This window comes from Sphingomonas sandaracina (assembly GCF_036663695.1).
GTDB lineage: Bacteria > Pseudomonadota > Alphaproteobacteria > Sphingomonadales > Sphingomonadaceae > Sphingomonas.
The window spans coordinates 90028-104698 of record NZ_JAXOJK010000003.1 but is presented as its reverse complement, the minus strand read 5'-3'; the positions used below and the strand labels follow the sequence as shown (position 1 = coordinate 104698).

Genomic DNA, 14671 nt, shown 5'->3' with positions numbered 1-14671 from the left:
CATGCACGGTCGCCCTTTTTCGTGCGCGGTTTTAACGTGGCCTGTGCGGGCGCCCCCTTGCCCTTGCCCCCCGGCATGCCATATTTTGTCGGCATGCTGTTGACCCCTGAAATGAACCTGGCCGTTATGATGGCCGAACGCCGCGACGATGGTGGCGAGGACGGCAATGACGGCACCGGTGCCGGCATCGCAACCAAGACGCGCGCCAAGACGAAACAGCCGACGCCGTACCGCGTGCTGATGCTCAACGACGACTATACGCCGATGGAATTCGTCGTGCTTTGTCTCCAGCGATTCTTTCGCATGGACATGGAAGCGGCGACGCGCGTCATGTTGCATGTCCACCAGAAGGGCGTCGGGGTCTGCGGGACCTTCAGCTACGAAGTGGCGGAAACCAAGGTGTCGCAGGTGATGGACTTCGCCAAGCAGAACCAGCATCCGTTGCAGTGCACGCTCGAAAAGGCGTGATCGTAGTCACAGGGCGAGATGAAGTTCTCTGACGCGTTTCCGCGAGAAGAGCTTGCTTGGTCTTGCCAAACGGGTAGCGGTGAACACCGAGCTAGGTCATTGCTTGCTCCGGCTCTGGCGCCATCTTGTCTTCGGGTAAGAATTGACGAAGACGTTTACCGTGCGGGCGGAAGCCAGCGCAGGTCCAGCCCATCGAACCGGTCGATGTAATTAGCCTCCTGCGCCAGCAGAGTTTCCTTGAGCAGCGTTACCCGACCCGCTTCGCGGCGGATCAACCCGTCCCCCTCGAGTTGGCGCAGCATCCGGTTGACGTGCACCGCGGTAAGCCCGGTCGCGTCGCCGATCTCCTCCTGGGTCAGCCCGAGCGTGAAAGTATCGCCGAGCGCCCGGTTTCGCATGCGCATCCGGTTGCGCATCTCGATCAGCAAAGCCGCGATCCGTGCCTTTGCCGACGTGCGGCCGAGCGCCGCGAGCCGATCGGTCAGCGCCACCTTTTCCATCTGGTTCATCACCATGATGATCGCCGACAGCCGCGGATGATCGGTGACCAGCGCGGTGATCGCGGCGCGATCGAACGGGCACACGGTGCAATCGGTCAGCGCCACCACCGTCTCCGGCGAATCACGATACACCAGGGCGGATACCGCGAGCATGTCGCCGGCATAGAGGAAGCGCAGAATCTGGCGGCTGCCATCGTCAAGCAGCACATAGCTCATCGCCATGCCGCGTTGCAGGATGAAGAGTTCGGCCTGCGGATCATGCTCGCGCACGATAACCGCGCCGCGACGCAACTCGCGCGGGCGACCCTCCATCCGCGCTAGCGCAGCCTTTTCGTTCACCGACAAGTCGATGAGATCGCCGACGCGGTCGGCGAAGCAGCTGTCCGGCACTCTGTAATGGTCCCCAATGTTCGAGAACCACAGAGCAAAGCTGTGATTTGCGCGCATTAAAGTCGATCAAGCGGGGCGTTCCCCGTCCGGACGCCGACCGCGGGGCCCTATCCGTGGACAGCATCCACCTGTCGTTGCGATCCGTGCGGGCCCCTTGCGCAGAACGCCAGCCGCGATACACACCGGCGATGGACCGTATTCTCATTCGTGGCGGCAATCGCCTGTCCGGGCGCCTGCCCATTTCCGGTGCGAAGAACGCCGCGCTCACGCTGATGCCGTGCGCGTTGCTAACCGAAGAACCGCTGACGCTGCGAAACTTGCCGCGGCTGGCGGACGTCGATGGCTTCGGCCACTTGCTCAATCAGCTCGGGGCGTCGACTGCGATCCAGGGTACGCGGCCAGAGGATTTCGGCCGGGTCATGACGATCCGCGCGGGGAACCTGACCTCGACCGAGGCGCCCTACGACATCGTACGGAAGATGCGCGCGTCGATCCTGGTGCTCGGCCCGTTGCTCGGGCGTGGTGGCGAGGCGACGGTGTCGCTGCCCGGCGGCTGCGCGATCGGCAATCGCCCGATCGACCTGCATCTGCGCGCACTCGAGGCGATCGGTGCGGAACTCGAGATGGCGGCGGGCTATGTAAAGGCGACTGCACCGGGCGGACGCCTGACGGGCGGACGGTACCGCTTCCCGATCGTGTCGGTCGGCGCGACCGAGAACGTCGTGATGGCGGCAGTGCTCGCCAAGGGCACCAGCGTGATCGAGAACGCCGCGCGCGAGCCGGAGATCGTCGACCTGTGCAACTGCCTGGTCGCGATGGGCGCGTCGATCGACGGGATCGGCACCGAGACGCTGACGATCGAAGGCCGCGATCGGTTGCACGGCGCGACCTATGCGGTGATGCCCGACCGGATCGAGGCAGGCAGCTATGCCTGCGCCGCGGCGATCACCGGCGGCGACCTGGAACTGGTCGGCGTGACGCAATCGGACATGGGCGCGACGTTCGATGCGCTGGTCGAGGCGGGTGTTTCCGTGACGCCCACGAAGGACGGCGTGCGCGTCGCCTCGGACGGCGTGCTCAAGCCGTTGACGCTGTCGACTGCGCCGTATCCGGGGTTCGCGACCGACATGCAGGCGCAGTTCATGGCGATGCTGTGCATGGCCGACGGCGCCAGTGTCCTGACTGAGACGATCTTCGAGAACCGCTACATGCACGTGCCCGAGTTGGCGCGGATGGGGGCGGATATCCAGGTGCGCGGGCGGACGGCCGTGGTGCGCGGAGTCGACAAGCTGGTCGGCGCGCAGGTTATGGCGACCGATTTGCGGGCCTCTATGAGCTTGATCCTGGCTGGGTTGGCGGCGGACGGCGAGACGTCTGTGGGGCGGGTGTATCACCTCGACCGCGGGTATGAGCGTCTTGAGGAGAAGCTGAGCGCGGTTGGGGCGGATATCGAGCGTGCTAGCGACGGGTGAGGGTGCTTGATGTCGTAGTTTGAGAGGGAGTAGGTTGCGTGGCGTTTGGCGGTGGCATTCTTGTACCTCGCGGACGCTGTGGGGATCGGTCCAAGCGGTGCTACCTGTCCTAGTTCCCCCGCGAAGGCGGGGGCCCAGGATCTAGCAATACCGTCCTTGGTAATCCGGTAGACACCTTACTCAGCGCCGCCGGCAAAGCCGCCGTCGGACGGGTTCGGCTAGCCGACCCGCCGGCCGTGCCGGGCGCTGCCTGCTTCGCTTTGCTCGCGGTCAAATGGCGCGGACGTTGCCGCGCCTGCGCCCGTCAGTACATGTGCTGCCCGCCATTGATGCTCAGCGTCGACCCGGTCACGAACCCACCCTCCTCCGAGCACAGGAACGCCACGCCCCGCGCGATCTCGGTGGCTTGGCCCAGTCGCCCGACCGGGATCTTCGCAACGATCTTCTCCAGCACGTCGGCCGGAACAGCCGCGACCATGTCCGTATCGATATACCCAGGCGCGATCGCGTTGACCGTCACGCCCGCGCGCGCGCCCTCTTGGGCGAGGGCTTTCGTGAACCCGTGGATGCCGGACTTGGCCGCAGCATAGTTCACCTGGCCGTACTGCCCGGCCTGCCCGTTGATCGAGCCGATGTTGACGATCCGCCCCCATTTGCGCGTCCGCATGCCGGGGAACACCGCCTTGGCCATGTTGAAACACCCGCCAAGATTGGTGTCCATCACCTCTTTCCAATCCTGGTACGTCATTTTCAGGATGGTGCCGTCGCGGGTGATGCCGGCGTTGTTCACGACGATATCGACATCGCCCAGATCGGCGGCGACCTGCGCGCAGCCGGCCTGGCACGCATCATAGTCGGCGACGTCCCACTTGTACGCCTTGATGCCAGTACGCTCGGTAAATTCGCGGGCGCGGTCGTCGTTGCCGGCATAGGTTGCGGCTACGGTCAGGCCCATGTCCTGCAATACGAGACTGATCGCTTCGCCGATTCCGCGCGTACCACCGGTTACAATTGCGACGCGTGCCATCAGTCTCTCTCCTCAGTGTTTTGCCGAAGGCTAGCCAGCCCGCACCCATCCTTCAAGCTCGCGCGCCAAAATGCTGCGCAACATTTGCACGCCGACGGGGCTGTCGTTGAGGCACGGGAGATAGGCGAAGTGCGTGCCGCCCGCTTCCTCGAAGCTCTCGCGGCCGCGGATCGACAGTTCCTCCAGCGTTTCCAGGCAATCCGCGGAGAAGCCCGGCGCGAAGATCGCCACCTTGGTCTTGCCCGCCTTCGCCAGCGCAACGAGCGTCTCGTCGGTCGCTGGTCCCAGCCACTTCTGCGGCCCGAATCGTGACTGGAACGCGATCGTCAGCTCGCGCCCCATCCGCTCGCCGAGCAACCGCGCGGTCTTCTGGCAGTGGCAGTGATACGGATCGCCCTGTTGCAACGTCCGCTTCGGCATCCCGTGGAAGCTGGCCACGATTGCGTCCGGCGTGAAATCGAGCGCCGACAGCCCCTCTTCGAGCGAGTCCTTCAGCGCACCGATATACAGCGTGTCGTCATAGTAAGGCGGCAGGGTACGTATCGCCGGCTGCCAGCGCAGACCGGCGAGATGCTTGAACGCTTTGTCGTTCGCGGTCGCGGTCGTTGCGGCGCAATATTGCGGGTAGAGGGGTGCGAGCAGGATGCGTTCGCAGCCCGCCGCCTTCATCGCCGTCAGCCGGTCCGAAATCGACGGATTGCCGTAGCGCATCGCCCAGTCGACGAGCACTTCCGGTCCGAACGAGTATTTCAAAGCCGCCGCCTGCAACCTCGTGATCGCGGCGAGCGGCGAACCGTCCTCGCGCCAGACCTGCGCATAGGCGTGCGCGGACTTTTTCGGGCGCGTGTTGAGGATGATGCCGCGCAGAATCGGTTGCCACGCGATCTGCGGGATCTCCACCACGCGCGAATCGGACAGGAACTCGCCGAGATAGCGCTTCACCGATTTCGCATCGGGGCCATCGGGCGTGCCGAGGTTCATCAGCAGCACGCCGATCTTGGGTTTTGGAATCGGGGGGTGATCGGGGGGCAGGGTCATGACGCGGGTCTTAAAGGCAAATTGCGGATGCGAAAGCCCGTTGACGCATAGAGTGCGTTGGCGATCGCAGGCGCGACCGCGGGAACGCCGAGTTCGCCGACGCCGCCGGGGGCTTCGTCGCTGCGAATGACCTCGACGGTGATGTCCGGCGTGTCGGCGAGGCGGGGCAGGCCGATCGTGTCGAACCCGCGTGCGTCTGCTAGGCCGCGGGTGAAGCCGGTCGGGGCGCCGAGTGCGGCAGCCATGCCGAAGATCAGCCCGCCCTCGATCTGCTGGCGGACGATGTCGGGGTTGATCTGCGCGCCGCAATCGACCGCGGCGACGAGGCGGTCGATCACTGGGCGCTGGTCCGCGCCCATATGCGCCTCCGCCATCACAGCGATGTAGCTGCCGCGGAACGCGTGGGCTGCGATGCCCTGGCCGCTGCCGGCGACGCCGCCGTCCCAGCCGCCGAGCGCTGCGGCGGTCGAGAGACAGCGCGCGAGTCGCGGTTCGCCGCCGAGCATGGGGATGCGGAACGACATCGGTTCGGACTGAGCAGTGCGCGCGAGTTCGTCGAGGAAGCATTCGGTGAAGAACGCGGTGTAGCCATGCGCGCCGCCGCGGAGGTGGCCGGTCGGGATGCCGATCTCGGCGGGGTGATGCTCGATCGCGTAGGCTGGAATGCGATAGACGGGCGCCGCGCCCGCGACGGCGTAGCGATCGCCTTTGACGCCGATCAGCGCGGCTTCGGTTGCGAGGCCCGGCATCATCCGGCGTGCCATCTCGGCGCCGGTGGAGGGGGCTGCGATGTTTGCCGACCAGCCCATGATCGCGCCGTTGGGGGCGAGGCGTGCGGCCATCTTCGCGACGGCGGGTGGGCGGTAGTGATCGTGGAGAGAGTCCTCGCCGCGCGACCAGACGAGGCTGACCGGGCGGCGGAGTTTGACCGCGAGCACTGCCGCCTGTTCGGCAACGTCGTGTTCGAGCGCGGCGCCGAACGATCCGCCGATCAGCATCGGATGGACGACGACGGCATCCTCGCTGAGGTCCGCCGCGCGCGCCGCGGCCGATCGCGCAAGTCCCGGCGCTTGCGTTGCTAGCCAGAGTTCGAGGCGGCCGTTGGAGAATGAGGCGGTTGCGCTGCGGGTCTCGATCGCTGCGTGGAGGCCAAGGCCGGCGCGGTAGGTCGTGGTGACGAGCTTGGCGCCCTGGAAGGTTGCGGCGACATCTCCCGCGGACGCCATCTGCGTGCCGGGACGGGCTAGCGCGGCGTCGAATGCTGCGTCGATAGACCTGGTATCAGGGAGGGGAGCGTCGTTCTCGAACCGCGGCGCGAGTGCGTCGAGCGCCTTTTGTGCGGCCCACCCTGTCGTCGCAACGGCCGCCACCCAGCGCGGGTTCTCGACCACCGACAGCACGCCGCGGATGCGGTCGGCGGCGGCGCGGTCGACCTTTGTCAGGCGCCCGCCGACCGGGCCCTGACGGATCGCAGCGTGGACCATGTCGGCGAGGCGGACGTCGGCAGCGAAATTGGCCGAGCCGTCGACTTTCGAGGGTGTGTCGAGGCGGGGGACCGACTTGCCGACAAGCTTGCCGGCGCCCTGGATGCCGAGCGGGAGTGGATCGGGGAGGGTGAACTTCGCGGCCTCCTCGGCGAGTTCGGCGAAGCGGATGCGCTTGGCGCCGAAGGTGCAGAAGCCGGCGTCGACGTTGACCTGGGTCCAGTCGGCGTCCCAGCGCTTGGCCGCTGCCATGCAGAGCAGCGTGCGGGCGCCTGCGCCGGCCTCGCGACAGGCTTGCTCGAACATCCGGATCGAACTCGACCCGCCGGTGAGCATTGGTTGCGGGAGGCTGTCCGGGAGCCGGTCGAACAGGCCCTCGAACAGGTCGTGCGCGCCGATCGGGTTGGCGTAGAGCGGGTTGAGCGGGGCGGGTTCGACACCGACTGTACGCCAGTCCGCGCCAAGCTCGTCCGCGACGATCTGGGGGAGGGTGGTGTAGACGCCCTGGCCGTGTTCGACCTGCGGGACGGCGATGGTGACGTGGCCGTCGGTGCCGATCTTGAGCCATGCGCCGAACAGGGTTTCGCCGGGGTTGGCGACGAGGTTTGGGGCGTAGGTTCGCGGCCAGAGACCCCAGGCTACGACGAGGCCGATCCCCGCGCCGCCGCCGACGAGTATGCTGCGCCTGTTGATCATGCGGTGCCCTCTAATCCTTCTCCCCCACGGGGAGAAGGTAGCGCAGGGGTGAGATTCCGATCTCGTCATCCTGACGAAAGTCACGATCCAGTGCCATGCAGGTCTCGTTCCGTTACCCTGGATCCTGACTTTCGTCAGGATGACGGCGGTGTGTGGGGGTATCTGCCTGTCTGACTTACTAAGCTAGCGCTCGGTATTTTGCTTTGAGCGACACCTTGTCGATCTTCTCCGTCCCCAGCCTTGGGAGCGGCTGCTCGGAAACCCAGATCCGCTGCGGCACCTTGAATGCGGCAATGTGCTGGTGGAGGAACGCGCTCAGATCGTCGGAGGTCAGCGTTTCGCCGTCCTGCGGGACGACCACCGCGCCGGGGACCTCGCCGAACCGCTCGTCCGCCAGCCCGAACACGGCAGCCTCCGCGACCGCCGGGTGCTCGTACAGCGCCGCTTCCACCTCCTGGCACGAGATGTTCTCGCCGCCGCGGATGATGATGTCCTTTTTGCGGTCGACGATGAACAGATAGCCGTCTTCGTCCAGGTAACCGATGTCGCCGGTCCGGAAATAGCCGTCCGACGTGAACGCCGCGGCGGTCGCGTCGGGACGGTTCCAATATTCCTTGAAGTTGCAGATCGTGCGGATGCAGACCTCGCCGCGCTGGCCTTGGTCGACCGGGTGGCCGGCATCGTCGAGAATGGCCAGGTCGACCAAGGGCGCGCCGGGGCGGCCGGCGGAATTGGGCTTGGCGAGGTAATTGCTGCGCCAGTTGCCGGTGCCGACCGCGTTGGTCTCGGTGAGGCCGTAGCCGATCAGCGGCGCGCTGCCGCCCATCTCCGCGTCAATTCGGCGGACGTGATCGACCGGGCGGGGTGCGCCCCCCGCGGCGAAGTCGGTGACAGTCGACAGGTCGTAGTTCGCGCGATCGGGGTGGTTTAGGATCTCGAAGCTCATCAGCGGCACGCCGACGAAATAGGTCACGCCTTCCGCCTCGATCAGCCGCATCGCCTCGCCTGCATCCCATTTCGGCATCAGCACGAGCTTGCGCCCCATCGCGAAGCTCTGGAGGAACACGGGGACCTCGCCGGTGATGTGGAACAGCGGGATCGTCAGCAGCGCGACCGGCTGGCCGACCGGCGGATTGCCTTGCGCGGTGGCGATCCCGACCATCATCATGACCTGGCCGAGATAGTTGAAGATGCCCTGCACGACCGCACGGTGTTCGGAGAGCGCACCCTTCGATTGGCCTGTCGAGCCCGATGTGAACAGGATCGTCGCATGATCCTCTGGCCCGAGCAGCGGCAGGTCGGCGGTGTGGTCGTCCTTTGCCAACACGGCGCCGAGCGCAGCGTCGAGCGGTCGCGAATCGTCGATCTCGACGACTGGCGCGCGCAAAGCCGAAATCTGCGCGAGGCGCTTCACGCGCGGCGGATCGGCGAACACGAGTGCGCAATCGACCTCGTTGATCGCGGTCTCCAGCTCCTCCGACTGCCACCAGCCGTTGAGCAACGTCGCGACGCCGCCGGCCATGACGATGCCCATGTAGAGGACGATCCACGACGGCGAGTTGCGCATCGCGATGCCGACGCGGTCGCCTTTTGCGATCCCGTACCCGCCGACGAGGGCGCGGGCGGTGCGCTCGGCGGCGGCGTAGAATGCGCCGAACGTCAGCCGTTGGGCGCCCGAGACGAGGAAGACGGCGTCGCGATGCTCGTTGGCGTAGTGCGCGAAATAATAGCTGAGCGCAGGCGGCGCGGCGGCGATCGTCGGCAGCGTGATGCCGAACCGCTCGACCGAACCGAGCGCTAGCATGCCGTCCGGCGCGGTCAGCGCGGCCATCGTCGAATCCATAGCTGCATCGAGCTCGGTCCGCATATCGCTCTCCCACTTGGTCTTATCGTTGTCCGTCTTTATGCAGGGGTGAACGCGTGGGGAAAAGCCTTTGATCCTGTCGACCATTTCAGCTGCCGTCGGCAGTCACATCCGCTTCGAGGATCTGGGGCTGCACCCCGACGTCTTCTCGATCGGCTTCTTCACGCTGCGCTGGTACAGCCTTGCCTATATCGGCGGGATCCTGCTCGGCTGGTGGTATCTGCTGAAGCTGCTCGCGCAGCCCGGCGCACCGATGGCGCGACGGCATGCCGACGACCTGGTGTTCTACGCGACGCTCGGCATCATCCTCGGCGGGCGGCTTGGTTACGTGATCTTCTACGCGCCCGAGATGTTCCTGCATCCGCTGCGGATCTTTCGGCTCTGGGATGGCGGGATGTCGTTCCACGGCGGGGTGATCGGCACGTCGATCGGGCTGATCCTGTTCGCGCGGAAGCACCAGCTCAACTGGTTGCGCGTGCACGATTATATCGCGTGCTGTGTGCCGTTCGGACTGTTCTTCGGGCGGCTGGCGAACTTCGTGAATGGCGAGCTGTGGGGCAAGCCGACCGATGTCGCGTGGGGGATTATCTTCGAGCGCACCGTGCCGTTCGGGATGGTCGAGCCGGCGCGGCATCCGAGCCAGCTGTACGAGGCGGGGCTGGAGGGCGTGGTCCTGTTCGCGCTGCTGTGGTTCGCGTTCTGGAAGACCAAGGCGCGGTATGATCCGGGCAAGCTCGTCGGGTTGTTCGTGCTAGGGTACGGGATCGCGCGGTTTACCGTCGAGTTCTTCCGTGAGCCGGATTCGCAGCTGCGGGCGTTTGCCGAGCATACCGGGCTGCACATGGGGCAGTGGTTGTGCGTGCCGATGATCGTCGGCGGCGCGTATCTGGTGGCGACGTCGGCCAAGCGCCGCGTGCGGGTCGAGCCGATCGCAGGGACGCAGAGCGTCGCTTAACTAGCACCACCTACCCTTCCTTGTTCTCCCGCGAAGGCGGGAGCCCAGATTGGATCCCCGCCTTCGCGGGGACACAAGGCTCTTCTGTGATGACCGACACCGCCCTCCCCGAACGCCTCGCCCGCGCGATCGCGCTCGCCGGTCCGATTCCCGTTGCGCAGTATATGGCGGCCGCCAACGCGCAGTATTATGCGACGCGCGATCCGCTGGGGGCGGGGGGCGACTTTACCACGGCGCCCGAGATCAGCCAGATGTTCGGCGAGCTTGTCGGGCTGTGGTGTGCCGATCTTTGGGACCGTGCGGGGCGGCTGGACACGGCTTGGGTCGAGCTCGGGCCGGGCCGGGGAACGCTTGCTGCCGATGCTGCGCGGGCTATGGCGAAGGCGGGGCTTGAGCCTCCGATGCATTTCGTCGAGACCAGCCCGGCGCTGCGTGACGCGCAGGCCGAGCGTGTCCCCTCCGCGACGTGGCACGATACGATCGACACGCTGCCCACCGATCGCCCGCTGATCGTCGTCGCCAACGAGTTCTTCGATGCGCTGCCGATCCGGCAGTTGGTCAAGCGCGAGCAGTGGCACGAACGCCTGGTCGCGGCGCAGGACCTGCTGTTCCTGCCGATCGCGGGCAAACCCCTCCCCGACGCCGTGATCCCCGAGCCGTTCCGCGACGCGCCCGCGGGCTCGATCCTCGAAACCTCGCCTGCTGCCGTGACGATCATCCGCGGTCTCGCCGAGCGGCTCGTCGCGCAGGGCGGTGCGCTGATCGCGATAGACTATGGCTATGAAGGCCCCGCGCTTGGCGACACGTTGCAGGCGGTGCGCGGGCACGCGTTCGCCAACCCGTTCGAGGCGCCGGGCGAGCATGACCTGACCGCACATGTCGACTTTACCACGCTCGCGGCGGCGGCGCAGGCCGAGAGCGCGGTCGCGTGGGGGCCGGTGACGCAGCGCGACCTGCTCGGTGCGCTCGGGATCGATTCGCGAACGTCGGCGCTTGCCAAGGCGTCGCCCGCGCGGGTGGAAGTATTGGCGGCGGATCGGAGGAGATTGATGGACGACATGGGGACACTTTTCAAAGCGCTCGCGATTACTGCGCCGAATTGGCCGACACCGGCGGCGTTTGCGGGTTCGGGCGCATGATCGCCTATCGCGATGCCGTGCCGGCCGATGGTGCAGAACTCGCCGCGATGGCGAAGCGGTCGTTCACCGACACGTTCGGTACACTGTACCGTCCTGAAGACCTTGCCACGTTTCTCGATCAGACGTTCGGGGAGAAGGGGCTACCGGCTCAGTTGTCCGACCCTGCCTTCACTGTGCGCGTCGCGGTAGACGGGGCGGGTGAGATCGTGGGGTTTGCCAAGATCGGACCTGTCGCGTTTCCCGGTGACTGGCCCGCGACTGCTATCGAACTTCACCAGCTTTACGTGCGTGGTGATCAGCATGGGGCGGGCGTTGGCCCGGCGTTGATGGACCGGGCAATCGATGTCGCGCGGGCTGAGGGGCGGACAGAGATGATCCTGAGCGTGTATGTGGATAACCACCGGGCGCATCGGTTCTACCAGCGGTACGGCTTCGTCGAGATCGGGCGGTATGTGTTCATGGTCGGGGAGCAGCCTGACGATGATCGGATCATGCGGCTCGTGCTGTGATGGTCGGTAGTGCATGGGAATGCGCCGACACTGGCAGAATACACCTCCCCGGCGGAGGCCGGGGCGTAGTTGGAAAGGTCGTGGTAACAGCTTGCTGTCCGTCGCCAGCAACGTCTCCCAACTGGGCCCCGGCCTCCGCCGGGGTGGGAGTTAAGTTTGATGTTGGGTAATATAAAGTGACCATCGAACCCATCCGCGCGAAGGCGCTTGGCGACATCCCGCACGGCTTTCTCGGCCGTCGTGGTGGCGTGTCGACCGGTGCGTATGCGAGCCTCAACGTCGGTATCGGCTCCGACGACGACCCTGCGGCCATCGCCGAGAACCGTCGCCGCGCGAGCGAAGCCGTTCTCCCCGGCGCGAAACTCGTCGGCCTCTACCAGGTCCATTCCGCCGACGCGGTCACCGTGATCGAGCCATTCGACGACGCCATCCGCCCCCATGCCGACGCCCTGGTGACCAACCGTCCCAGCCTTGCGCTCGGCATCCTCACCGCCGACTGCGCGCCCGTGCTGTTCGCCGACGCGCAGGCCGGCGTTGTCGCCGCGGCCCACGCCGGCTGGAAGGGCGCGCTCAGCGGCGTCATGGATGCGACGATCCTTGCGATGGAGACGATCGGCGCGTACCGCGACCGGATCGTCGCCGCGGTCGGACCGTGCATCGCGCGTGCCAGCTACGAGGTGGACGATGCGTTCATCCGCCGGTTCTGCGAGGCGGATCCAGAGAACGAACGCTTCTTCGCCGACGGGCGCGCGGATCATTATCAGTTCGACCTGGAGGCCTATGTCGTAAGCCGCCTCGCCGTTGCCGGGATCGGCCGGATCGAGGCGTTGGGACTCGACACGTATGGGGATGAGGATCGCTTCTTCAGCTACCGACGCGCGACCCATCGCGGCGAACCGTCCTACGGGCGCCAGATCAGCATCATCGGGCTATAACGGGTCCCAAATTCCGCATCGCTCGTTTAGGCTCCGCACATCGGCCCGCGCCAGACGGGCCACGCAGGAGCATATGATGTCCGATATTCCGAATGACGCCGCCGGTACCGAAGCCGATTTGACCGGTGTAGCGGCGCGCGTCGCGCCCAAGCCTGAAGTCGAGAAGATCGGCGGGCGGAAACTGAAGCCGTCGACGCTGATGATGGGCCATGGTTACGACCCCGCGCTGTCGGAAGGCTCGCTGAAGCCGCCGATCTTCCTGACCTCGACCTTCGTGTTCCCCAACGCGGCGGCGGGCAAGCGCCATTTCGAAGGCGTGACCGGCAAGCGTCCGGGCGGTGCGGAGGGCCTCGTCTATTCGCGCTTCAACGGGCCGAACCAGGAAATCCTCGAGGATCGTCTCGGCGTGTGGGAAGAGGCGGAGGACGCGCTCGCCTTCTCGTCGGGCATGTCGGCGATCGCGACGCTGTTTCTCGCGATGGTCAAGCCGGGTGATACCATCGTGCATTCGGGGCCGTTGTACGCGGCGACCGAGACGCTGATCGGCCGCGTGCTCGGCAAGTTCGGGGTGAAGTGGCTCGACTTCCCCGCGGGTGCGACGCGCGAGGAGATCGACGCGGTGATGACCGAGGCAGCGACCGGCAACGTCGCGCTGATCTATCTGGAAAGCCCGGCGAACCCGACCAACGCACTGGTCGACGTCGAGGCGGTCGCGGCCAGCCGTGACGCCATCTTCAAGGGTGAGAAGCCGCCGATCGCGATCGACAACACCTTCCTCGGGCCGCTCTGGTTCCAGCCGCTCAAGCATGGTGCGGATATCGTCGTGTACTCGCTGACGAAATATGTCGGCGGGCATTCGGATCTCGTCGCGGGCGGCGTGCTCGGCACGAAGGAGCATATCAACACGATTCGCACGATGCGGAACACGATCGGGACGATCACCGATCCGAATACCGCGTGGATGCTGTTGCGATCGCTGGAGACTTTGGAACTGCGCATGAGTCGTGCGGGCGAGAATGCGGCGAAGGTCTGCGGCTTCCTGCGGCATCATCCGAAGGTGGAGCGGGTCGCGTATCTTGGGTTTCTCGCGGACGAGCCGGGTATGGAGCGACAGGCGGATATCTATCGTCGCCATTGCACCGGCGGCGGCTCGACCTTCTCGCTGTATTTGAAGGGCGGCGAGCGCGAGAGCTTCGCGTTCCTCGACGCGCTGAAGATCGCCAAGCTGGCGGTGTCTTTGGGGGGGACCGAGACGCTGGCGAGCCATCCGGCTGGTATGACGCATCTGTCGGTGCCGGATGCGCGCAAGCAGGCGCTCGGGATTACTGACAACCTTGTCCGCATCTCGATCGGAGTCGAGGATCCGGACGACCTGATCGCCGATTTCGAGCAGGCGCTGGAGACGATCTGATATCAACCTCCGTCATGCCGGGCTTGTTCCGGCATCCACCGTGCCGCACAATTGATCGAGAATAGTGCGCGGCACGGTGGACCCCGGAACAAGCCCGGGGTGACAGGTTTTTGGGATGAACTCCGCGTCCTGACCCGCTAGCATCCCACCGATGCCAACCTTCACCCCTATCCCGCAGCACGAGTTCGTTGCCGCGATCCACATCCTTGCCGCCAAGTTGGTCGAGGATACCGCGTGGAAACCCGATTACATCATCGGGATCGGTCGCGGCGGGCTCGTGCCGGCGGTGTTCCTAAGCCATGCGATCGGCCTGCCGACCCTATCGGTCGATTATTCGAGTCAGGTGAAGGACTTCGCCGACGAACCGCTGGTGAAGCTCGCCGCTCGGACGCGCGACGGTGAGCGGCTGTTGTTCCTCGACGACATCAACGATTCGGGGCGGACGATCACGCATCTGCGTCGTGCGCTGGCGGCTGCGGGTGCTGTCGAGGGCGCGGTGCGGTTCGCGATGCTGATCGACAATGTCAGCTCGGCCGAGCGGATCGAGTATAGCGCGCGGGTTATCGATCGCACGGTGACCAAGGACTGGTTCGTGTTTCCTTGGGAGGCGGTCGCGCCGGCGTCCGCGATTGCCGAGGATGCGGCGGAAGTGCCTGAGCGGATCGCCTGATTGCGCACCCCCGTCATCCTGACGAAAGTCAGGATCCAGGGTAACTGACCACCGTCGATCGTGGTTCTGGGTCCTGACTTTCGTCAGGATGACGGGGGAATGTTGGGTCCTGC

At 65.8% G+C, this 14671-nt stretch carries 13 protein-coding genes; 8 read left to right on the top strand and 5 right to left on the bottom strand.

Annotated elements, in window-relative coordinates; translation table 11 throughout:
- Positions 1-129 precede the first annotated feature (129 nt).
- Entirely contained in the window at positions 130-468 is a 339-nt protein-coding gene (gene clpS, locus U1707_RS09780; protein WP_332800472.1) for an ATP-dependent Clp protease adapter ClpS, read from the top strand.
- A 155-nt stretch (positions 469-623) separates the two neighbouring features.
- Here clpS and U1707_RS09775 read toward each other — a convergent pair whose 3' ends face one another.
- Complete coding sequence (locus U1707_RS09775; RefSeq protein ID WP_332799897.1) at positions 624-1358, bottom strand: Crp/Fnr family transcriptional regulator; 735 nt, start codon at positions 1356-1358, stop codon at positions 624-626.
- A gap of 188 nt (positions 1359-1546) precedes the next feature.
- Between U1707_RS09775 and murA the strand changes: the two genes are divergently transcribed.
- On the top strand, positions 1547-2830 hold the full coding sequence (murA, locus tag U1707_RS09770; protein ID WP_332799896.1) for a UDP-N-acetylglucosamine 1-carboxyvinyltransferase: 1284 nt from the start codon (positions 1547-1549) through the stop codon (positions 2828-2830).
- A gap of 304 nt (positions 2831-3134) precedes the next feature.
- Here the strand turns inward: murA and phbB are convergent, their stop codons facing one another.
- From phbB to U1707_RS09750, 4 genes are all read right to left on the bottom strand, one after another.
- Positions 3135-3857 carry an acetoacetyl-CoA reductase gene (gene phbB, locus U1707_RS09765; protein ID WP_332799895.1) on the bottom strand — a complete coding sequence of 241 codons (723 nt, stop codon included), beginning with the start codon at positions 3855-3857 and terminating at the stop codon, positions 3135-3137.
- Between the two features lie 30 nt (positions 3858-3887).
- Entirely contained in the window at positions 3888-4895 is a 1008-nt protein-coding gene (gene hemH, locus U1707_RS09760) for a ferrochelatase (RefSeq protein ID WP_332799894.1), read from the bottom strand.
- Positions 4892-7075: a xanthine dehydrogenase family protein molybdopterin-binding subunit gene (locus U1707_RS09755; RefSeq protein WP_332799893.1), complete on the bottom strand. Its 2184-nt coding sequence runs from the start codon at positions 7073-7075 to the stop codon at positions 4892-4894. Before U1707_RS09755 ends, hemH begins: the two co-directional genes overlap by 4 nt.
- A gap of 178 nt (positions 7076-7253) precedes the next feature.
- On the bottom strand, positions 7254-8942 hold the full coding sequence (locus U1707_RS09750) for a class I adenylate-forming enzyme family protein (RefSeq protein ID WP_332799892.1): 1689 nt from the start codon (positions 8940-8942) through the stop codon (positions 7254-7256).
- A 70-nt stretch (positions 8943-9012) separates the two neighbouring features.
- Between U1707_RS09750 and lgt the strand changes: the two genes are divergently transcribed.
- From lgt to U1707_RS09720, 6 genes are all read left to right on the top strand, one after another.
- Complete coding sequence (gene lgt / locus U1707_RS09745) at positions 9013-9894, top strand: prolipoprotein diacylglyceryl transferase (protein WP_443025694.1); 882 nt, start codon at positions 9013-9015, stop codon at positions 9892-9894.
- Between the two features lie 89 nt (positions 9895-9983).
- Positions 9984-11033, top strand: coding sequence for a class I SAM-dependent methyltransferase (locus U1707_RS09740; RefSeq protein ID WP_332799890.1), 1050 nt, complete (start codon positions 9984-9986; stop codon positions 11031-11033).
- Positions 11030-11542 (top strand): GNAT family N-acetyltransferase, encoded by a 513-nt coding sequence (locus U1707_RS09735; RefSeq protein WP_332799889.1) that lies wholly within the window; start codon positions 11030-11032, stop codon positions 11540-11542. The genes U1707_RS09740 and U1707_RS09735 overlap by 4 nt, the downstream gene beginning before the upstream one ends.
- Positions 11543-11718: 176 nt before the next feature.
- The gene (pgeF, locus tag U1707_RS09730) at positions 11719-12477 is read left to right on the top strand and encodes a peptidoglycan editing factor PgeF (RefSeq protein WP_332799888.1); all 759 of its coding nucleotides are present in this window, start codon (positions 11719-11721) and stop codon (positions 12475-12477) included.
- Positions 12478-12553: 76 nt separating this feature from the next.
- Entirely contained in the window at positions 12554-13888 is a 1335-nt protein-coding gene (locus tag U1707_RS09725; RefSeq protein WP_332799887.1) for a cystathionine gamma-synthase family protein, read from the top strand.
- A gap of 151 nt (positions 13889-14039) precedes the next feature.
- Positions 14040-14558, top strand: a complete 519-nt coding sequence (locus U1707_RS09720; RefSeq protein WP_332799886.1) for a phosphoribosyltransferase — start codon at positions 14040-14042, stop codon at positions 14556-14558.
- The last annotated feature ends 113 nt before the right edge of the window (positions 14559-14671 follow it).

Coding starts and splice junctions, on each gene's coding strand:
- U1707_RS09755 (WP_332799893.1), bottom strand. CDS start 7,075: ATGATCAACAGGCGCAGCATACTCGTCGGCGGCGGCGCGGGGATCGGC.
- murA (WP_332799896.1), top strand. CDS start 1,547: ATGGACCGTATTCTCATTCGTGGCGGCAATCGCCTGTCCGGGCGCCTG.
- hemH (WP_332799894.1), bottom strand. CDS start 4,895: ATGACCCTGCCCCCCGATCACCCCCCGATTCCAAAACCCAAGATCGGC.
- U1707_RS09735 (WP_332799889.1), top strand. CDS start 11,030: ATGATCGCCTATCGCGATGCCGTGCCGGCCGATGGTGCAGAACTCGCC.
- clpS (WP_332800472.1), top strand. CDS start 130: ATGGCCGAACGCCGCGACGATGGTGGCGAGGACGGCAATGACGGCACC.
- U1707_RS09720 (WP_332799886.1), top strand. CDS start 14,040: ATGCCAACCTTCACCCCTATCCCGCAGCACGAGTTCGTTGCCGCGATC.
- phbB (WP_332799895.1), bottom strand. CDS start 3,857: ATGGCACGCGTCGCAATTGTAACCGGTGGTACGCGCGGAATCGGCGAA.
- U1707_RS09725 (WP_332799887.1), top strand. CDS start 12,554: ATGTCCGATATTCCGAATGACGCCGCCGGTACCGAAGCCGATTTGACC.
- U1707_RS09740 (WP_332799890.1), top strand. CDS start 9,984: ATGACCGACACCGCCCTCCCCGAACGCCTCGCCCGCGCGATCGCGCTC.
- U1707_RS09750 (WP_332799892.1), bottom strand. CDS start 8,942: ATGCGGACCGAGCTCGATGCAGCTATGGATTCGACGATGGCCGCGCTG.